16 protein-coding genes are annotated in these 19,277 nt (G+C 71.9%); 2 read left to right on the top strand and 14 right to left on the bottom strand.

Annotation, left to right across the window (positions count from 1 at the left end):
* Position 1: 1 nt before the first annotated feature.
* From DEU35_RS17535 to DEU35_RS10060, 3 genes are read right to left on the bottom strand one after another with little or no spacing between them, the layout of a single operon-like run.
* Positions 2-1,747, bottom strand: a complete 1,746-nt coding sequence (locus DEU35_RS17535; RefSeq protein WP_220340850.1) for an EboA domain-containing protein — start codon at positions 1,745-1,747, stop codon at positions 2-4.
* Positions 1,744-2,610, bottom strand: a complete 867-nt coding sequence (locus tag DEU35_RS10055) for an SCO3242 family prenyltransferase (protein WP_116239703.1) — start codon at positions 2,608-2,610, stop codon at positions 1,744-1,746. The genes DEU35_RS17535 and DEU35_RS10055 overlap by 4 nt, the downstream gene beginning before the upstream one ends.
* Positions 2,607-3,806 (bottom strand): inositol-3-phosphate synthase, encoded by a 1,200-nt coding sequence (locus DEU35_RS10060; RefSeq protein WP_116239422.1) that lies wholly within the window; start codon positions 3,804-3,806, stop codon positions 2,607-2,609. Before DEU35_RS10060 ends, DEU35_RS10055 begins: the two co-directional genes overlap by 4 nt.
* 294 nt (positions 3,807-4,100) lie before the next feature.
* Here DEU35_RS10060 and DEU35_RS10065 point away from each other — a divergent pair, with 294 nt between their 5' ends.
* The gene (locus DEU35_RS10065; protein WP_116239423.1) at positions 4,101-4,838 is read left to right on the top strand and encodes a ferritin-like domain-containing protein; all 738 of its coding nucleotides are present in this window, start codon (positions 4,101-4,103) and stop codon (positions 4,836-4,838) included.
* A gap of 94 nt (positions 4,839-4,932) precedes the next feature.
* On the opposite strand, the gene DEU35_RS10070 is transcribed toward DEU35_RS10065, so the two are convergent.
* Together DEU35_RS10070 and DEU35_RS10075 are read right to left on the bottom strand one after the other, a co-directional pair.
* On the bottom strand, positions 4,933-5,904 hold the full coding sequence (locus DEU35_RS10070; protein WP_116239424.1) for an acetylxylan esterase: 972 nt from the start codon (positions 5,902-5,904) through the stop codon (positions 4,933-4,935).
* Complete coding sequence (locus tag DEU35_RS10075) at positions 5,901-6,899, bottom strand: acetylxylan esterase (protein WP_103208331.1); 999 nt, start codon at positions 6,897-6,899, stop codon at positions 5,901-5,903. Before DEU35_RS10075 ends, DEU35_RS10070 begins: the two co-directional genes overlap by 4 nt.
* A gap of 47 nt (positions 6,900-6,946) precedes the next feature.
* Here DEU35_RS10075 and DEU35_RS10080 point away from each other — a divergent pair, with 47 nt between their 5' ends.
* Entirely contained in the window at positions 6,947-7,741 is a 795-nt protein-coding gene (locus DEU35_RS10080) for a DeoR/GlpR family DNA-binding transcription regulator (protein ID WP_115917053.1), read from the top strand.
* A 44-nt stretch (positions 7,742-7,785) separates the two neighbouring features.
* Here the strand turns inward: DEU35_RS10080 and DEU35_RS10085 are convergent, their stop codons facing one another.
* The 9 genes from DEU35_RS10085 to DEU35_RS10125 form a co-directional block, all read right to left on the bottom strand.
* Positions 7,786-8,679 (bottom strand): LacI family DNA-binding transcriptional regulator, encoded by an 894-nt coding sequence (locus DEU35_RS10085; protein WP_103208326.1) that lies wholly within the window; start codon positions 8,677-8,679, stop codon positions 7,786-7,788.
* Positions 8,680-8,764: 85 nt separating this feature from the next.
* Positions 8,765-11,020: an FAD-dependent oxidoreductase gene (locus tag DEU35_RS10090; RefSeq protein ID WP_116239425.1), complete on the bottom strand. Its 2,256-nt coding sequence runs from the start codon at positions 11,018-11,020 to the stop codon at positions 8,765-8,767.
* A gap of 65 nt (positions 11,021-11,085) precedes the next feature.
* Positions 11,086-12,906, bottom strand: a complete 1,821-nt coding sequence (locus DEU35_RS10095; protein WP_116239426.1) for a BNR-4 repeat-containing protein — start codon at positions 12,904-12,906, stop codon at positions 11,086-11,088.
* 1 nt (position 12,907) lies between these two features.
* Positions 12,908-14,227 (bottom strand): extracellular solute-binding protein, encoded by a 1,320-nt coding sequence (locus DEU35_RS10100; protein ID WP_103208319.1) that lies wholly within the window; start codon positions 14,225-14,227, stop codon positions 12,908-12,910.
* A gap of 45 nt (positions 14,228-14,272) precedes the next feature.
* Positions 14,273-15,202 (bottom strand): carbohydrate ABC transporter permease, encoded by a 930-nt coding sequence (locus DEU35_RS10105; RefSeq protein ID WP_103208317.1) that lies wholly within the window; start codon positions 15,200-15,202, stop codon positions 14,273-14,275.
* A complete protein-coding gene (locus DEU35_RS10110) occupies positions 15,199-16,047 on the bottom strand; it encodes a carbohydrate ABC transporter permease (RefSeq protein ID WP_103208315.1) in 849 nt (282 codons plus the stop codon). The genes DEU35_RS10105 and DEU35_RS10110 overlap by 4 nt, the downstream gene beginning before the upstream one ends.
* Before the next feature lie 346 nt (positions 16,048-16,393).
* On the bottom strand, positions 16,394-17,242 hold the full coding sequence (locus DEU35_RS10115; protein WP_116239427.1) for an alpha/beta fold hydrolase: 849 nt from the start codon (positions 17,240-17,242) through the stop codon (positions 16,394-16,396).
* A gap of 34 nt (positions 17,243-17,276) precedes the next feature.
* Positions 17,277-17,918, bottom strand: coding sequence for a carboxylesterase (locus DEU35_RS10120; RefSeq protein ID WP_103208311.1), 642 nt, complete (start codon positions 17,916-17,918; stop codon positions 17,277-17,279).
* Positions 17,915-19,237 carry a hypothetical protein gene (locus tag DEU35_RS10125; RefSeq protein WP_146035552.1) on the bottom strand — a complete coding sequence of 441 codons (1,323 nt, stop codon included), beginning with the start codon at positions 19,235-19,237 and terminating at the stop codon, positions 17,915-17,917. The genes DEU35_RS10120 and DEU35_RS10125 overlap by 4 nt, the downstream gene beginning before the upstream one ends.
* Between the last annotated feature and the right edge of the window lie 40 nt (positions 19,238-19,277).

A 19,277-nucleotide genomic window follows, 5' to 3' on the forward strand; every position in this document is an offset into this window, starting at 1 on the left:
GTCAGGCCCTTTCGCGAGCACGCAGGAGGAGCAGGTCGTCGGGCACGGGCCGGCCCGCGGCGCGACGCTCGGCCGCGAAGCGCTCGGCCATCGCGGCGAGTTCGTCGTCGGCGCGGACCTCCAGGCCCGAGACGACGGAGAGGGGGATGCCGAGGAACACGCACTTCAGCACGCCGTGGCGCCACGTGTGATCGTCGAGGTGCTCCGCGGCGAAGGTCCCGAGCGCGGCGGCGACGAGCCGGGTGTCGTTGGCACGGAGGGCGTCGACGACCAGCTCGAGACCGGCTTCGCGCCACGCGGCGGCGGGTGCGGCGAGCGCGTCGAGTCCGCGCAGCACGCCGCGGCGTTCGGCGTCGTCTCCGCGTCGGTACAGCGCGACCGCCACGGCGGGGTCGGCGCCGCTGTCGGCCAGGGTCGCGATGATCGCGGCGCGCGCGGCATCGTCGGCGGTCGGCGCGAAGGGCTCGGCGGAGAGGGGGTCGCGCCCCACCTCGCGCCCCGCCGAGGCGAACAGGTGCGGGGCGCGGGTGGCATCCGTCCGTATCTGCTCGATGGCGCGGGTGGTCCAGGTGTGTGCCGGCGGGGCCGCGGGTCCGGGAGCGGAGGAGATTCCGGGGGCGGAGGGCTCTGCGGAGGCCCGGGGCCCTCCCCCGGCCGAATCTCCTCCCCCCGCAGCCCCCACGGGACCCGCCCCGGGAGCGGAGGAGATTCGGGGAGCGGAGGACTCTGCGAGGGACCGGGGCCCTCCCCCGGCCGAAACTCCTCCCCCCGTAGCCCCCACGGGACCCGCCCCGGGAGCGGAGGAGATTCGGGCAGCGGAGGACTCTGCGGAGGACCAGGGCCCTCCCCCGGCCGAAACTCCTCCCCCCGCAGGCCCCGCGCTCGCCGTGCCCGCCGCGCCTTCCGCGGGCGCCGTTCGCTCCGCCGCCGCGACCAGCGCCGCCATGCTCGCGCGGGCCAGTTCCGGGGCCGCGTGCGCGTGCCGCGGCAGCTCGACCGCGATCACTCCGGCGTAGTCGATCTCGCGCAGCGTCGAGAGGGCGGCATCCAGATCGAGCTCACCCTCTCCGAAAGGCAGGTGCTCGTGCGCGGCGGGCAGCATGTCGTCGGCTTGGACGTTGCGCAGCAGCCCGCCCGCGGCGCGCAGGGCCCCGACCACTCCCGCCGGCTCGACGACCACGCAGTGCCCGAGATCGACGGTCAGGCCCAGGTTCGCGGGGTGGCCGAGGCGGGCGCGGAGCGCGAGAGCATCGGCCACGGTCTCGACGAGCATGCCGGGTTCGGGCTCGAGGGCGAGGGTGACGCCCGCGTCGGCGGCGAACGCGGTGATCTCGAGCAGACGCTCCTCGAGCAGCACGCGGGCCTGCTCGACCGAGACGTCGTCGGGCACGACTCCGCTCCACAGCGACACGCAGTCGGCATCGAGGACCGCGGCGATCTCGATGGCCCGGCGCAGGAAGGCCATCCGCGACCCGGCCTCGCGGTCGACCAGGGTCGGCCGGTGTTTGCGCAGCGGGTCGAGAAGGTAGCGGGCCCCCGTCTCGACGACCACACGCAGGCCGCGGCGACGCAGGTCGGCGGCGAGCGCCTGGGTCTGCGCGCGCCAGTCGGCGGCGAAGGGGTCGAGGTGCGGGTGACCGAGCGTGAGGGCCACGGCGCCGTAGCCGTGATGCTGCAGCACGTCGAGAGCGGCGGGCAGCGGGTGGTCGGTGAAGCCGTTGGTGCCGTATCCCCAGGTCCAGCTCATGTGATGTCTCCCGTCGATCGGCGGCGGCCGAGCACGCGGCCGAGGGTCTCGACGCCCAGCAGGGCGGCGGTGGCGAGCGGCGAGCCCGCGCGGGCGGCGAGGGCCGACTGCAGGGGGACGACCGAGCGGATGCCGGCGCGGGTCGCGTCTCGCGCTTCGGCGGCTCCGGGCCGGCGGGCCACGCGCAGCTGCCCGGGCAGGACCGCGGCGAGGTAGCGAGCCGCCCCGAGGAGGGCGGCGGGGCGGTTTCCCCGACCGAGCAGACCGGATGCCGCGACGGCGACGCTCACGGCCACGGCGGCGCGCCCGGTGGTCACGGTCGATCCGTCGACCTCGCCCCGCGAGATCGCGGTGACGGCGACGGTGTGCGCGGCGACGGCGCCCGCGGGAACCAGCGCCGAGCGCCACCCCGGGCCCGCGGCGCCCATCATCACGTCGAGCCCCCGGCACGCGGCCATGACCACGGGGCCTGCCGCGGTGGGCTTGAACACGGTGTCGTAGGCCCACAGCGCCCCGGCGAGAGCGATCGCGACCAGACCCGAGGAGCGACCGGCGACGAAGGCCGAGCCGACGCCCAGAACGGTGAGTCCCGCGCCGACCGCGAGGGCGCGGTCACGTCTGATCCGCCCCGAGGGAATGGGGCGTTCCGGGCGTTCGAGCGCGTCGAGGTCGGCATCCGCCCAGTCGTTCAGAGCCATGCCGGCGCTGTACAGGCAGACCGACGATGCCGCGAGGGCACCGATCCGCAGGGGGGCGGCCGCACCCGGCCCGCGCGCACTCAGCGCCCCGACGAGTGCGTCGCCGAGGACGGTGAGCGAGGCGGGGGCGCGGACGAGGTCGAGGTAGTCCGCGGCCCGGGTCACGGTGCGGCGACCCGAGCTGCCGCGACGGCGGCGGCGGTCTCGTGCACCCACGAGACGAAGCGGGCGGTCTGCTCGCCGAAGCCGTGGACGTCGCTGCCCCACGGGTCTTTGAAGAAGCAGCCGAGGGCGGTGACGACACCGGCGTGGCCGGCGCGGGTCGCGAGCGACAACGCACGGACGAGGTCGATGACCAGGGGCGCGGCGAGAGCGGAGTCGTACGCGCTCCACGTGGTCTGCAGCGTCACGCGGCTGCCGAGGAAACCGGTCGCGCTGACGTGGTCCCACGCGGTCTTGACGTCGCCGAGGTCGGGCACGTTGTCGATGTGCAGCGGGGTCACGACGTCGTCGCCGACCAGGGCGTGCAGGCCGCGATTCTTCGACACGAGCTTGGAGCGCACCGCCTCGGGATCGGCCAGGGTCGCGCCGTCGCCGCCGCCGAGCAGGTTCGTGCCGGCCCAGGACTGCACGCGGAAACCGCGGGCCGTGAACATCGGGGCCAGCACCGTGCGCAGCAGCGTCTCGCCGGTCTTGCCGTCCTGACCGGCGTAGGCGATGCCCGCGCGTTCGGCGCGGTCGCGCAGGACGGGGAGGTTGAGAGATGCCGAGGGGGTGAAGGCCGCGTAGGCGGCTCCGGCCGCGATCGCGGCGAGGGCGGCGCGCGAGCTGGGCGGCAGGACCCGCACGCCCGGCGTCGTGAGAGCCGTCTGCAGCAGCTCCTCGTCCTCGAATCCCGGGTGGTAGGGCGGCAGGGGCTCGGTGGACGAGACGTCGATCACGACGACCTCGCGCAACTCGTAGCGCTCGCGGAAGTCGATGATGTCGGCCGCGAGGAGGTCGATCTCCTCCTGCTGGGTCGCCGTCATCGTGGGGACGGGGCGGAGGTTCTGCTCGGTCTCGCGCAGGCGCTCGACGACCCGATCGACGAGTGCCGCGGGGAACATGCCCCCGGCGGCGAGCTGCCGCGCACGCTCTTCGAGCGGGGTGGTCGCGATGTCGTGTCCGCCGACGACGATGTCGGCGATCGCGGGGAACTCGTCGACGCGCACCGCGTCGGTCTCGGTCGTGAGGCCCACGGGGGTGGCGGCCCCCGTGGCGAGGGCGTGGATGCCGAGGGTCGCGGTCGTGGCGAGGGAGCCTCGCGCACCGATGAACCAGGCGCCGACGTCGGCGGTGCGGCGGGTGTCCGAAGTGTTCACGTGGGGGTCCGTTCTTCGTTGAGGGACGTCGATTGCCGGGCACGCGCGACGGCGCGACTCCGCGGGTGGGAGGTGTTCGGGTGGGACGCTCCCGTGGGGGGAGGGGGCGGCCCGGGGGTGATCGAGGGGGGACTCGTCGTCGAGGTGTCCTGGTCCTTCCGACAGTAGTGAGGCTTTTGCAGAAAGGCAACCAAAAGTTGTCGCATCAGGGCGCAATATTCGGAGCCAATTCGACGCCGGCCGCGGGGCGCATGTCGAGGCGGACCCGCGAGCCTCGCCTGCGACACTGCTCTCATGACGGCCAGCGACGACACGACAGCACCCGACACCGAGTTCGAGAAGTGGGTGACGCACTTCACCTCGAACCGTCGACGGCACGACGCGATCGAGGCGGAGATCGACGGGGAGACTCCCGCTCGCCTACCGAGCGAAGTCCGGGCCGCCCTCGTGCGGTCGTTTCAAAGGTTCGAGCTGGGTGAGGGTGGCGACGGGCTCCATCTGCTCCGCAAGGCAGCGGGCTGTAGTCCCGCCCAACGGGAGGCCCTGAGGCTCCTGGTGGCGGAGGAGCAGGAACACTCGGCGCTGTTCCGACGCGGCCTTCGGCACCTCGGGGCCGGCACGTTGACCGCTCATTGGTCCGACCTCGTCTTCACGCGACTTCGGCGCGCGCTCGGGCTGCGCACCGAGCTGGCCCTGTTCCTGACGGCCGAAGCCGTCGCCATGCCCTACTTCGTCGTCCTTGCGCGTTCCGGGCCCGACCCCGTGATCCGCGGAATCGGCATGCGCATCGCGCGGGACGAAGAGCATCACCTCGCTTTTCAGATCGCTCAGCTCCGGGGAGGGCTCGCCTCCCTCGCGACACCCGTGCGGGCGCTCGTCCTGCTCCTGTGGTGGGTGGTCGCCGTCGGAGCGGCGACCGTCGTGGCCATCGACCACGGATCCGCTCTGCGCGCGTGCGGCCTCCCCGTGCGGCGCTATTGGGGAGCAGCGCTGCGCTCTTTCCGTCGGGCCGTCGAGGCGACGGTGTCCTGAGCGGCGGCGCCGGTCACGCCCGCTGGTCTCGAACCCGACTCTCGTCCCGCGTCACTGTTCACTCCGCGCCGTCGCAGCGCTCCGGGGCGCCGCGTCAGCCGTGCACGGCGAGCGCGCGCAGCACCTCGAGCTGGTGCACCGGACCGCCACCCTCGTGGCCGTTCCACGGGTAGACGCGGATGCTCTTCTCACCCGCGTAGTGGTTGTACGCCGCATACACGGTCGACGGCGGGCACACGGCATCCCGAAGTCCGACCGAGAACAGCGCGGTGACATTCGCCCTCGCGGCGAAGTTCACGCCGTCGAAGTAGGAGAGCGTGCGGAAGACCTCCTCTTCCTGCCCGCGCCGGGTCTGCAGGTAGGTGACGATCTCGCTGTAGGGCGCGGCGTCGGTGATCGCGACGGCCCGACGCATGGCGCTCAGGAACGGGAAGTCGATCGCGGCGAACCGCAGCCCCTCGCTCAGCGCCGTCGCGGCGAGGGCGATGCCCCCACCCTGGCTGCCGCCCCACACGCTCACGCGCGTCGCGTCGATGGCCGGGTGCGCGCGCACGGCGTCGATCGCGAGCACCGCGTCGCAGAACACGCGCCGGTAGTACGAGCGGGCGGGGTCGTCGAGGCCCTCGGTGACGCGACCGGCGACGTGCGGAGCGCCGCCCACGGGGTCGGCGGTCGCACCGGGGAGCGCCCCGCTGGTCTGGCCTCGCGTGTCCATGACCATCACCGCGAAGCCGGCGGAGGGCAGGAGCGTGTGCTGGTGCGCGAGGCCGCGGCCCGAGTTGTAGCCGATGTATTGCACGACGCACGGCAGGGGGCCGGAGGCCCCGCGCGGGCGCAGCAGCCACGCCCGCACCTCGTGTCCCGCGAACCCCGCGAAGACGACGTCGTCGACCTCGACGCCGATCACACCGCTGTCGGCGGCGTCGACCGGGGTGAATCGCGCGGGCCATGCCGCCGCGCGCGCCTCGGCGAGCGTCTCGGTCCAGAACCGGTCGAAGTCGACGGGCTCCTCGCGTTCCGGGCAGAACGCCTCGAGCTCGGCCAGGGGCAGATCGAACTGGGTCACGGGTTCTCCTTCTCCCCGACGAGGCGCGAGAGCACCCCGTCGATGTGAGCGCGCGTGGCGGCGAAAGCCCGTATCCGGACCTCGTCGAGACCGGCGTACTCGCGATGGCCGTAGGGCTGCACGTCGAGCTCGAGCTCGGCCCCCGGCGCCTCGTCGATCGCATTCGCGACCGCGAACTGGCCGGGCGGGGGAACGTGGCGGTCGCGCAGCGCGCACTCCACGCGAACCGGCACGCGCAGGAAGGTCGCCGCCGTCGAAGCGTCGAAGAAGCGCAACACCTCGCGCGCCTCGGGGTGGGTGGCGACGTGGGCGCGCACCCGCTCCCCGCTGCCCTCGCACGGCAGGCGCAATCGCAGGTCGTACTGGCCGAAGCTCGGCACGATCAGCGTCGCGCCGACGAATCGGTCGTCCCACGGCAGGGCCAGCGCGCCGATCCCGCCCCCGAAGCTCTCGCCCACGTAATACAGGGGAACGGACCCGGCGAGCGCCCGCAGCGCCGACCCGGCGTGCCAGAGGTCGACGGCGCACCTGCCGAGGACGTACTCCTCGATCGAGTGGATGCCGTGGAGCACATGCCCCTCGGCGGGCGTCGGCGCCCCGAGACCGGCGTTGAGCACCCCTTGCCCCCGGGCGACGGGGAAGAACACCGCCGCATCGTCCGGGACGCGGTCGACGTCGGGCGCCTCTCGACCGCCGTAGCCGTGGCCGTGCACGATGCCCACGCGGGGCGGCACCCCGTCGACGGTCGTGGCGAACCACCCGCGCAGGCGCAGGCCGTCGGCGACGGTGTGCTCGACCAGGAACAGGGCACGGCCGGCGACCCGCCCCAGGGGGCTCATGCGGGGGTCGGGGTCGACCCGCATCGCCTCCGCCGCCCAGGCCCGCCAGCGCTCGGCGAACCCGACGGGCGGAGCGACCGGTGGCACCGCGCGCAGGGCCGGCAGCTCGAAGCCGTAGGCTCCATCGCCCGCGGGATCGGCGATGACGCCGTTCACGAGCGGACCGCCGTGGAAGACTGGAGGCCCGAACGAGAGGAGCGATCGTGCTCGCCGCCGAACGCCGATCCCGCCTCCTGGCCGAGGTCCGCCGCCAGGGCGCCGCCGCGGTCCCCGACCTGGCCGTGACCCTCGGCGTCAGCGAGATGACCGTCCGGCGCGATCTCGACGTGCTGGCGGCCGACGGCCGCGTCGACAAGGTGCGCGGCGGAGCCCGCAGCCCGCAGCCCGGAATCGGCGGCTCTCGCGACCTCGCCACGCAGGCCCGCCGCAACGGCGACGGCAAGCGTGCCATCGCCCGCCGCGCCGCCGAACTCGTCGAGGCGGGCATGTCGGTGGGTCTGGGCGGCGGATCCACGACCTGGGCGCTCGCCCGCGAGCTGCGCGGGATCGACGACCTCACGATCGTCACGAACTCGCTGCCCGTCGCCGACGTCTTCGCCCGCCCCGACCGGGCGGACGAGCCCTACACCCAGACCGTCGTGCTCACCGGCGGCGTCCGCACCCCGGCCGACGCGCTCGTCGGTCCGGTCGCGGTCGCTTCGCTCGAGCACCTCCATTGCGACATCGTCTTCCTCGGCGTCCGTGGGATCGACCTCACCGCGGGGTTGACGACCTCGAACCTGCTCGAGGCCGAGACGAACCGCGCGCTGGTCGCTGCGGGGGCCCGGGCGGTCGTGCTCGCCGACCACACGAAGTGGGGGGCGGTGGGACTCACCACGATCGTCGACCTGAACGAGGTCGACCTCGTCGTCACCGACGCGGGGCTCTCCCCCGAAGCCGAAGAGACACTGCGCGCGCACGTCGCCGAGCTCTGGGTGGCCGCCGACGGCGACGACTGAGACGCGCCCGCGTCCTCGAGAAGACCGGGCGGCGACAGCCGCGCTCACCGTGCCGTGCTCGCTCGCGCGATGACCGTGGCGTCGACCACGATGTGCCGGACCGGGACGTCGGCGCCCGGGCGAGCCGCCATCTGACGCTCGAGCTCGGCGAACGCCGCCTCGACGATGCCGTGGTCGTCGGGGGCGACCGACGACAGCGCCGGCACCGAGAACTGCGCCGCGTGCACGTTGTCGATACCGATCACCGCGACATCGCCGGGCACCGCGAGCCCGCGCTCGTGCAGCGCCGCCAGCACGCCGAAGGCCACGGAATCGTTCGAGCACACCACGCCGTCGAAGGCGATGCCGGAGTCGTGCAGACGCCGCAGCGCCTCCGCACCCTCTTCCGAGGTGAAGGCGTCGACCGGCACGATCAGGCCGGGCTCGTCGGCCAAGCCCAGGCGCGACACGGCGTCGCGGTAGCCGGCGAAGCGTTGGTCCGCGGCATCCGAGGGACGGGACACGCGAGGACCCAGGAAGGCGACCCGACCGCACCCGGAGGAGGCGAGGTGCGCCGTCGCCAGGTCCGCCGTGCGACGGTTGTCGATCGAGACGTGGGTGAAGGGGCTCACGGCGATGTGCTCGCCGAGCAGGACGAGGGGGCCCGGGTCGGTGCGCCGCGTCAGGTCTCCGACGGTCAAGGACCGAGGGATGTGGATCAGGCCGTCGGTCGCCGGGAGCCCCACCCCGTTCGCGACATCGATCTCTCGCTGGTGGTCGCCCTCGGTCTGCTGGATGAGGATCGACAGCCCGCGCGCCTCGGCGCCGCGTGCCAGCAGGGTCGTCAGCTCGGCGAAGTACGGCTCTTCGAGATTCGGCACCGCCAGCGCGACGATTCCCGTGCGCTCGCGACGCGACAGGGGGGAGATCCGCCGCGTCGCCGAGGGCGTGTCGGTCATGGCGGGGCTCCTCGTCGAGGACCGGGCGGTGCTCGCGCGCGCCGCGGGGCGGTCTGTTCTGGGGGCTACGGTATCGCGCGGCATGTCACTCCTGAACACGGAAGGCCACGATGCGGGCCTCCGGCGCGCCGTGGGTCGCCGTCACCACCACTCGCGCGGCGCTGATCGCGCCGAGCCCCTCGGGGAGCGGGTGCCGGCGGCGGCGACGTCTGTTCTGCGTCACCACCGCGACCTCGACCCATTCCTGCGCCCCGGCCGTCTGCGCCTCGACCCGGTAGGCCTCGACGAGCGAGGGCATCACGAGGTGGGGATCGCGATGGTGGTGGAGGGTGTTGAGCTCGACATCGGGGTCGTCGTCGAAGACCAGCACGACCTCGCGCGCGACGACCGGCTGCTCCCAGTCGAGACGGAGCCATGCGTCGCCCTCGGCCAGAGGAGCCGAGGCCCAGAGGTTCGGACCACCGAAGGGGCGCTGGTAGCCGCCGACCGCCCGCTCGGGCGCCAGCGCCTCTGACGGCGTGGGCACACCGAACTGCACCGACCGCCCCCGCAACGGCTTGGTCGGCCATTGCACGAGCAGCTCGTCGAGGCTCACCTGGACGTTCTGGTCGTCGGCATCCGAGGTGTGCACGAGGGTCAGGATGCCGGGAGGAAGCTCGTCCGACACGAACACGCTCACGCCGGGTCGGGCGCGCACGACGACGACCGCGTTGGCCGGGGCCTGCGGCTCCCACCGCACCGGGGCGTGCACCCACTGCGCCTGGCCCGCGGTCACGGCGACGGTGACCGCGTGCTCGAGGTGCTCGGGGACGACGTTCTGCGGGAGCCCCGTCGACCACACCTCGACCTCGAGATCGACGTCGTGCTCGGCGGTGACCCGCAGGTCGAAGCCATCGAGACGCGGGTGCACGGGCACGACGATGCCGAGGTCGTGCTCGAGCGGATGGGGCCGGACCGAAGCCGCCTCGCTCGGTCCGAGACCCGCGCGCACGCCCGAGGCCGTCACCCGCGCCGAGGCGGCGAGGTTCTGCGGGTCGGTGTCGGCCACGCCGATGAGCGGGGCGTCCTGTCGCAACAGCAGCTGCCGGAGTTCTTCACGGTGATTCTCGTAGAGCCCGCGGGGGCTCGTGTGATGAGCGAGGGCGAGGGATGCCGCGGTCCCCGCCGCCTCGCCCATCGCGGCGCACGTGGCCATGACGCGCGCGGCGCCGAACGCGATGTGGGTGGCCGAGACGTCGCGCCCCGCCATGAAGAGGTTCTCGACGTCGGCGGAGTAGAGGGAGCGGAACGGGATCTCGAAGACGCCGTTCGAGAAGCGCTGCACGGCGCCCGCACCGGTCGAGTACATCCCTTCTTTGGGGTGCAGGTCGATCGACCAGCCCCCGAAGGCCACGCCGTCGTCGAAGCGCGTCTGCTCGATGATGTCGCGCTGGTGCAGCGTGTAGTCGCCGACGAGGCGGCGGTACTCGCGCTTGCCGGGGACGTTGCCGATCCACTCCAGGTCGAGGTTGTCGGCGTCGAACTCGCCCGAGTTCTTGATGTGGTCCCAGATGCCCAGGATCACCGAGCGCAGTTCGTCGCGGATGCGCTCGTTGTCGTGCACGATGTCGAGCTCGCCGCCCCACTCGATCCACCAGTAGTGCGCTCCGCTGTCACCGCTTCGGATGATGCGCGACGACGGGATCGGGGTCTCGAGGATCGACTTCGCCGAATCGGGTGCGACGAAACGCACCGGATGCCCCACGTCCTTCGTGTAGAACAACAGCGTCGAGCCGAGGAAGGTGCGCTCGGCCTCTTCCGGCGCCCAGTCCTCGTCGAACTCCACCCGCGACTCCTTGCCGAGCCGCGCCCTCGCCCCGGAGAGGTGGCCGACGAGTCCGTCACCGGTGCAGTCGAGGAAGACCGGGGCGACGAAGCGCGTCTCGGTCTCGGCTCCCATGGTCCATCCCGTCACCGACTCGATGCGCCGCGCACCCTCGGGGCCGGTGGCGGCCACGTCGCGCACGTCGGTGTTGAGGTAGAGCGAGATGTTCGGCTCGGCACGCACGGCATCCAGCACCACGTCGTCCCAGTGGATGGGATTGCCGTCGGGGTTGCGGTACTGGTTCTCGAGGTACAGCTCGCCGATGATGCCGTTCTCGCGCGCCCAGCGCTGATTGCCGTGCGCGGTCGCCCCGCACACCCAGACACGGACCTCCGACGAGGAGTTCCCGCCCAGGACCGGTCGGTTGTTGATGAGGGCGACGCGCCGGTCGAGCCGGGCGGCGGCGATGGCGGCGGCGACTCCGGCGAGTCCTCCGCCGACGACGACCACGTCGTAGTCGGCCGTGTGTGAACGCATTCTGCGGGTGTCCTTCCTGGGGACGCGGGGGCGTCCGAATGTGATGCGGGGAGAGATCGACGGGCTCAGTCCACGGCGATCGCCTCGATCTCGAAGACCCGGGCGACGTCGGTGGTGGATGCCGACGGGTCGCTGATGAGCAGCCGCACGCCGTCCGCGACGACGCCGCCGGCCGGAACGGTCACGAGGCGCTGCGTGTTCGCGGTGACGGAGCCGAGACTCGTCCAGCCCGTGGGGGTGTGCACCTGCACCTCGAAGGAGCGCAGGACGGCGGCGGAGCCCGAGTCGGCGCTGTAACCGCTGCGCACGCGCACCTCGTCGAGCGTCGCCGGCGCGGTCAGGCTCAGCGAGATCCACGGAGCGGTGTCACCGACCGCCGAGATCCACCGGCTGGCGTCGCTGCAGACGCCGTCGACGGCGAGTGCGGGGCCGGTGCCGGCGCGCAGGCTCGACGAGGCGGTGGCCGTCGCGCCCAGCGCGACGTTCACGCCGCCCGGGTCGTCGCGGAGGTCCGAGACGAGGGTCGACAGCGAGGTGGCGGGACCGACGGCCGCGTCTCGAGGAACGACGGCGCGGGCGAGACGGGCGGGGGCCGCCGCAGGAGCGGAGAGGTAGACGACGTCGGCGTCATCGGTCGATCGCGTCTGCGCCCGCAGGCGCTGCTGACCCAGACGGGACTCACCGACAGCGGCATAGGTCCACGCGGCGGCCGCGTCGGCGCGCTCGGCGACGATTGCGCGGCTGCGCACCTCGCCGCAGACCTGGGCGGTGACGACGGTGTAGAGGCGCGTCGTCGACCCGGCGCGGGTGAGGTCGACGGCAGCCGACGTGGCGACGCCGTCGCCGAGGGCCGCGGAGTCCACGACCTTCTCGTCGATCCAGGACGATCCGTCCCACCGCACGAAGCGGGCGTCGTAGGCCGTGCGGTCCTTCTCGACGAAGCGGTAACCGATGCCCGCGAGAGCGGAGCCGTCGAGGGCGAGCTTCGCGGACTGCACCGCCGGGGTGTAGCTGCGGATCGTCTCGCCGGTGAGGAACGGTCGCCAGACGATCGCGCCCGTCGAGGCGGGGGTGATCGGGCCGGGGACCGTGGTGCCGGCAGCGTCCGCGAGCGACCCCGTCGCCGGATCGTAGACGGCGTACGAGCCGAGGTGGCGCGCGGGGTCGGCGGGGAACGGACCCCACTCCCACAGCACGTGCACGCGACCGTCGGGCGAGACCTCGAGGTCGTCGGGGTAGAAGGAGTAGCCCTTCGCCGCGGCGATGGTCGTCTCGCGCCCCCATGAGCCGGCATTCCGGTCGTAGTGGTAGAGCACGCCCTCGCGCGCACCGTCGGCATCCGTCCCGGTCCGCACCAGCACCCACGCGTCGCCGTCGGCTCCGCGGGCGGTCACGGGGTAGGTGATGTCGACGTCGAGATCGGGCATGGTCGAGGTGCGATCCACCATCGTGCTCACGTCGCCCGCGGTGTCGGAGCGGAAATAGTTCCACTGCTCGTTGTGCATCGAGACGAAGGCATGGATGACCCCGTCACCGTCGACGACGATGGAGGGCTGGTTGTGACCGTTGTCGTCGACGAAGGTGACGCACGCCGCTCCCGGGGAGGTGCGCAGGCACCCCTCGGCCCACGTGCCGTCGGCCGCACGCGAGGCGAGATGCACCTCGTGCCGCGCGGCCTGGGCCGCGGGGGCGTTGAAGGCGAAGTAGGTCACGTCCCCCACGACATCGAGGGGGTTCCACCACGCCGCCTGGTTCGACGAGTCGACCGCGAACGGGAGCTCTTCGACCGTCGGCACCCCACCGACGGCGTGTGCCGACGGCGCGACGACGAGCCCGAGGGTCAGCGCGGCGATCGCCGCCGCGCTCCCTCCGCGCAGAAACCGCACGTCAGCCGACCAGCTTCTGCGCGGCCTCGCCGGCCCGCTTCATCGCGTCCGCCGGCGAAGCGGATCCGATCAGCACGGCCTGGACGTTGTCGGCGATCGCCGACTCGATCTGCGAGTACGCGGTGAACTTCCACAGCGGGTTCGAGCTGGCCGTGGCCGTGATGCGCTCGCTGAACTGCGCGCCGAAGGTGTCGGCGGCGACCTCCGACGACGAGAGCGCCTCGGTGGTCGCCGGCGGCAGACCGCGCAGGGCGTAGTCGGCCAGGATCGCGTCGAGGTCGGACGTGGCGTACTGGGCGAAGTCGCCCGCGGTGGCCGCACCCGTTCCGTTGACCACGGCGATCGCGCCGCCCCAGACGAGCGCGCGCGGCGTGTCACCCGCCTTCAGCACCGGGCGCGACACGGGGGCGAGCTTGCTCGCGAGACTCGCGTCGGGCGATTCCTTCGTCACCGCGGCGCGGCCCACGGGGGCGTCGTCGTACATCGCGGCGCGCCCCTGTGCGAACAGGCTCCGCGCGTCGAAGCGATCGACGTCGGCGGCGATCAGGCCCTGGTCGTAGAGCCCCTTGTACCAGGTGACCGCTTCGATGCTGGCGTCGTCGCCGATCGTGACGGTGTCGCCGTCGACCAGCGGGCTGCCGAAGGTCTGCATCCAGATGAGGATGTCCTTCAGCTGCGCGGCCTTGGTCGAGGCGGCGTACGGGATGAGGCCGTTTCCGAGGCCCTTGAGCGCGACCAGGGTCTTCTCGAACTCGTCCACCGTCGTCGGGAACGCATCGGGGGCGACGCCGACCTTGCCGAGCGTCTCGGAGTTGGCGACGAGGCCGATCGCGCCGATGGTCCACGGCAGGGCGTACTGAACGCCGTCGAAGGTGGCCGCCTGCAGGGCCGAAGAGGTGTAGCCGCGACCGGACGCCAGGGCCGAGACGTCCTGCAGCTTGCCGGTGGCCGCGAGGCTTCCGAGCCAAGCGACGTCGACGTGCGCGGCGCCGGTGAACTGACCGCCCGTGACCTGCAGCATGAGCTGGTTGATGTACTCGTTGTACGGGAACGCCGTGCGCTTGATCGCGATGCCGCGAGCCTTCTCGTACGCCGCGAGGGTGCCCTCGAGCGCCGGCTTCGCCGACTCCTCGGTGAGCGACCACGACGAGAACGCGAAGTCGGTGGGATCGGCGCCGTTCAGGCCGGCCGCGCCCGCGGCGGGCCCGGCGCTGCCGGTGGGTACGCATCCGGCCAGGGCCGCGGCGGCGGCACCGATGCCGAACATCTGCAGCGCGCGACGGCGGGTGATCAACGGGTGGGGAAGCGATGAAGCTGACATAGGTGTCCTCCTTGACAGGTGAGCAGAAGAAAGGGAGTGGAGCGGTCAGCCCTTGACGGCACCGGCCGTCATACCGCTGACGAGGAAGCGCTGCAGCAGCATGAAGGCGATCGCCACGGGAAGCGACACCACGAGCGAGGCGGCCATGAGCTCGGGCCACGCCGTTGCCGCTTCGCCGACATAGGTGTTGACGAGGCCCGGGGGCAGCGTCTGCTTGTCGGGGCCGGCGAGGGTCAGGGCGAAGATGAAGTCGTTCCAACCGCGGACGAAGGCGAACAGGCCCGCGGCGACCAGACCGGGGGCCGCCAGCGGGAGCACGATCGAGTGGATCGTGCGCAGGCGCGAAGCGCCGTCGACCCGGGCCGCCTCGATCAGCTCGTCGGGGATGGTGTCGAAGAAGCCCTTCAGCATCCAGACGCACAGCGGCAGCGTGAAGGTCGTGAACGACAGCACCAGCGCCGTGTAGGTGTTGAGCAGACCGTAGGCGCTGAACACGCTGTAGAGGGTGACGAGCAGCAGGGCCTGCGGGAACATCTGAGAGGCCAGCACGAAGTACATCAGCTGGCGGCGCCCGCGGTACCGGAACTTCGAGAACGAGTACCCCATGTAGGCCGAGACGATCACCGACAGCAGAGCGGTGATGACCGAGACGATCACGCTGTTCTGCAGGTAGGTGAACAGCTGCGGGTTGGAGGTCAGCGAGGTGTAGGCGTCGAAGGTGATCTCGGTGGGGAACAGCTTCGGCGGGTACGAGAAGACCTGGTCCCGCGGGGTCAACGAGGTGGCGAGCAGCCAGTAGACCGGAAGCAGGGCGAAGCCGCCGCAGACGATCAGCGCGGCCCACGAGGCGAGTCGGACACCCGGGCGGTCGGAGCGCAGCCCCGAGCTCGGGCGACGACGACGCTCGGGCGCCGGAGCGACCACGGGCGGCACGTCGGGGGCGGGGGTGACGGTGGGCAGTGCGGTGCTGGTCATCGCTTCTCGCCCCTCTCGGAGAATCGGACGTAGACGACGACGAGCGCCATGAGCAGGATGAGCCAGAGCAGGCCGAGCGCACCGGCGTGACCGAGATCGAAGCCGTGGAAGGCCGTCTCGTACACCGAGGTCGCGAAGGTCTCGGTGGATCCGGCCGGACCTCCGCCGGTGAGCACGTAGATGATGTCAAAGTGCTGGAAGTTCCAGATGAACTCCAGCAGCAGCACGAGGCCGATGATCCCGCCGATCTGCGGGACGGTGATCGAGAAGAATCGGCGCACGGTACCGGCCCCGTCCATCTCGGCGGCCTCGTGCAGCTCCTTCGGTACCGTCTGCAGGCCGGCCAGGAGCATGACCATCATCCAGGGGAACGACTGCCAGGTCTTGGCCACGATCACGGCGAACATCGCGGTCCCGGGCTGGGCGAGCCACGCCTGCGGACTGACCCCGAGCGGCTCGAGGATCGCGTTCATCACGCCGTAGTTGGCGTTGAAGATCCACATCCACAGGAACGAGACGACGACCCCCGGAACGAGCCAGGGGATGAGCATGAGCCCGCGGAAGACCTTCGACCCGCGAATCTGCGTGTTCAGGGCCAGCGCCAGCGCGAAGCCGATGACGAACGGGGCGATCGTGGTGCCGAGCGTGAAGACCAGCGTCTGCCACAGCAGGCGAAGGAAGTCGTCCTGCAGCACGTCGACGATGTTCTGGAACCCGACGAACTCGCGACCGGGCAGCACCAGGCTCTGCCTGAAGAAGGCGGTCACCAAGGCCGAGACGAGGGGATACGCCACGACGACGGCCATGAGCGCCATGCCCGGCACCACCAACAGGACGGCGAACATGCCGTTGCCGAGCCGCTCCGGGCGCGAAGCCCGAGCCTGAACCCGCCTCGGCGATCTGTTGAGTTTGTCTGGTTCTGTTACTAATTGTGAGTTCGTCATCGTCACGTCCGTGTGCGCTTTCCTCAGCATTGAGGGACCCAGGGGCCCGTTTGCGGCGCCTCGCGCCGTCATCGACCGCTTCAGCTTGGCCGCTCACGGCCGCGGGGTCAATTCGTGAGAGGTAACGCTTGAATCACGGCGTGTTCGTACATGTTCGTACATGTTATTAACGTGTGAAATAGCACACGCGATGGACCGCGCGCGAACACAGCGACCCCGCGACGAAGAGCGGCGTGCGCCATCCGGGTCAGCGGCGCGATGGCATCCGTTCATCGAGCCAGGCCAGCAGGTCGGCCCGCACCTCGGCCTGGCACGTCTCGGCGAAGATCTCGTGCCGGGCACCCGGGTACACGAGCGTCGTGACGTCCGTCAACCCGGAACGACGCGTGTAGGCGTCCGCGAGCTTGTGCACGCTGCGCGGCCCACCGACGGTGTCGTCGCGACCGACCATGAGCAACAGGGGCACATCGCGCTCGAGGTCGCGTCGCGGTCGACCGAGAAGCTTCACCGTCTCGATGGGCCCGAACAGCCGCGCGAGCGGCGTGGAGGTCGTGAGCGGATCGGCGACGAAATCGAGACCCACCTGCTCGTCGCTCGACAGCCACTCCATGCCCGAGCCGCGCAGGTGCTTCCACGGGGCGTTCAGGTCGCCGGCGTTCAGCGAGCCGGGGACCCGCAGGGCCGAGCCGGTCATCACGACGGCGTCGAAGGCCTGGGGATGCCGATCCAGCAGCATCTGCGCGAGGAACGAGCCCCAGGAGTGACCGAGCAGCACCAGGGGAAGCGCCGGGTGCTCCTCGCGGATGCGCTGCGTCAGCGTCCAGACGGCGTCTCGGGCGGCTCCGAGCCCGCCGGGCCCGAGCCGGCCGAGCTTGCGGTGGTCATCGTCCCATTGGCGCAGACCCGTCCGGCCGTGACCCCGGTGATCGTCCGCGTAGACCGTGTACCCCGCGTCGACGAGCGCCTCGATCAGAGCGCCGTACCGCCCCGCGTGCTCCCCCACACCATGCAACAGCTGCACCACCGCCCGCGGCCCGGTCGCTTCGTGCACGTCGTAGACGATCGGGATGCCATAGGCGTCGACGAACTCGGGCATGGGGGGAGTCTAGGGCGGTGCCGCTCCGGTGACGCTAGGGCGTCGGCGTCGCCTGCGCGATGACCACGAGGTTGTCCCGCGCCGCGGTCCCCTCGCGCGGGACGCACGTGATCACGATGAGCCGCCCAGCCGCAGGGATCCACAGGTCTTCGTCGAAGGCCAGATCGGGTTTCGGGACACGGCGCACCTGCGTCACCGTGTACCTCGTGGTCGCGACGTCGATGAGGTCGCCGGCCCCGACCATCGTCGTGCCGGTGGTCGGGTCGATGAACGCGTTCCCCGGGGCGGATCCGCCCGACAGTGCGTGCATGGCCACCACCACGGTGCCGGTCGACGCGTCATCCAACGCCACGCTTCGATCGCGCACGACGTACGCCGAGGTGAATCCCGGCGGAGTGACCTCGCCGTCGACCGAGTCCAGCGACCCGAGGGCGACGTCGAGTCCGTGCGAAGCCGCGCGCAGCCGCATCCCCTCGTCATCGACGGCCCGCGACCGCGATGCCGGGGGTGGGCTCGCCCCCGGCTCGAACGCGACCGCGGCTCCCTCGAGATCGCGCGGCGTCGCCGACGCATCGGTCCCGGAGCCGACGAGGCTCCCGGCGACGACGGCGACGACGCCCGCGCACGCGAGGATGCCGACGACTGCCCACCGATGACCTCGGCGACGCGGCTTCACCGGCGTGCCCGCGACCGGAACGTGAGCAGGACGGCGAGACCGATCGCGGCCAACAGCGCGGTCAGGCCGGCGAACACCAGCAGACCCATCAGCCGCGACTCCGTGCTCACGGTGCCTCCGGTGTGGGCCGAGAGGCCGAGGGGTGCGGGCGCCGCAACCACCGACGGGGTCGGCGTGGCGATCGGCGTGGGTGCGGGGATCGGCGTGGGCGTCGCGCTCGGCACCGGCGTCGCGCTCGACACCGGCGTCGCGCTCGGCACCGGCGTGGGCGATGCACTCGGCGCAGGTGCCTGCCCTCCGCCCGTCCCCCCGCCCCCGTGGCGCACGACCTGACCGGTCACGGCGGTGTCGCTCGCGCCCGCGATGCTGATCTCGGCGCGGTTCTCGTAGCGTCCCGCGACTCCCTGATCGGTGACCCGAGCGGCGAAGCGCACGTCGTAGTAATGCCCGGCCTGCGCCGTGAACGTCACGGTGCGATCGGTCGCGGCGTACGTCGAACGGTCGACGGGTGCCCAGGCGCCGGGTGATTCCCGACCGTCGGCACCGGTGACCAGGCGAGGAGACGACCAGAGCTCGGCGTAGCGCACGCCGTTCAACTCGGCGAGGAGTTCTTGGTTCTCGGCGAGCACGTCGGTCACGGTGACGACCTCTCCCCCCGACAACCCGTCACGACCCGAACCGATCTGTACGACCCAGACGATGGTGCCGGCGGCGGCGTCGTACATACCCCACTTCCCCGCGCCGCGCCCGGGGAAGGCGCAGTTCTCGGTGCACACCCCGGGGCCGGTGCCCGTACCCGGATCGGGCGACGGCTGCACATCGATGGCGAGGGTATGGCCGCCGACATCGTAGGTGACGAGCCCTCCCCCGCCGGGCTCGTTGCGCACCGTCACCCAGAAGAAGAACGTGCCGTGCAGGTTCTCGGGGTGCGCCGTCAGGTAGTCCGCGGCGAACGTGCACTCCAGGGTCGACGCGTCGACGACGCATCGCCCCATGACCGCCCCCTGAGGATCGAGCAGCGGGAATCCGTCCGACCGGCCGGCGAGCTCCGGGGGCAGGGCCAGCGTGAACCCCGCGGGAACGGTCGGGTGGTCGGGCAACGACCAGGTACCGCGGATCTCGGCCGACGATCCCGACGCCACTGTCTCACTGGTGAAGTCCAGAGAGTCGATCGATGCCGTGGTGGCTCGCTCGACCGCGGCTCCCGACGCTGGGGCCGGCAAGGTGAACGAGGCACCGACGATGCCGAGAGCGGCCAATGCGGCCAACGACACGCGCGCCCAGGTGCGCGGTCTCACGGGCAAGGGGAATGAGGTCACGATGACTCCAATGCAGGACTGGTCTCAACTCCCGCACCGT

Origin of the sequence: Microbacterium sp. AG157 (assembly GCF_003385695.1) — a bacterium.
GTDB classification, from domain to species: Bacteria; Actinomycetota; Actinomycetes; order Actinomycetales; family Microbacteriaceae; genus Microbacterium; species Microbacterium testaceum.

Coding starts and splice junctions, on each gene's coding strand:
- DEU35_RS17535 (WP_220340850.1), bottom strand. CDS start 1,747: ATGAGCTGGACCTGGGGATACGGCACCAACGGCTTCACCGACCACCCG.
- DEU35_RS10065 (WP_116239423.1), top strand. CDS start 4,101: ATGACGGCCAGCGACGACACGACAGCACCCGACACCGAGTTCGAGAAG.
- DEU35_RS10085 (WP_103208326.1), bottom strand. CDS start 8,679: ATGACCGACACGCCCTCGGCGACGCGGCGGATCTCCCCCCTGTCGCGT.
- DEU35_RS10090 (WP_116239425.1), bottom strand. CDS start 11,020: ATGCGTTCACACACGGCCGACTACGACGTGGTCGTCGTCGGCGGAGGA.
- DEU35_RS10100 (WP_103208319.1), bottom strand. CDS start 14,227: ATGTCAGCTTCATCGCTTCCCCACCCGTTGATCACCCGCCGTCGCGCG.
- DEU35_RS10105 (WP_103208317.1), bottom strand. CDS start 15,202: ATGACCAGCACCGCACTGCCCACCGTCACCCCCGCCCCCGACGTGCCG.
- DEU35_RS10110 (WP_103208315.1), bottom strand. CDS start 16,047: ATGTTCGCCGTCCTGTTGGTGGTGCCGGGCATGGCGCTCATGGCCGTC.
- DEU35_RS10115 (WP_116239427.1), bottom strand. CDS start 17,242: ATGCCCGAGTTCGTCGACGCCTATGGCATCCCGATCGTCTACGACGTG.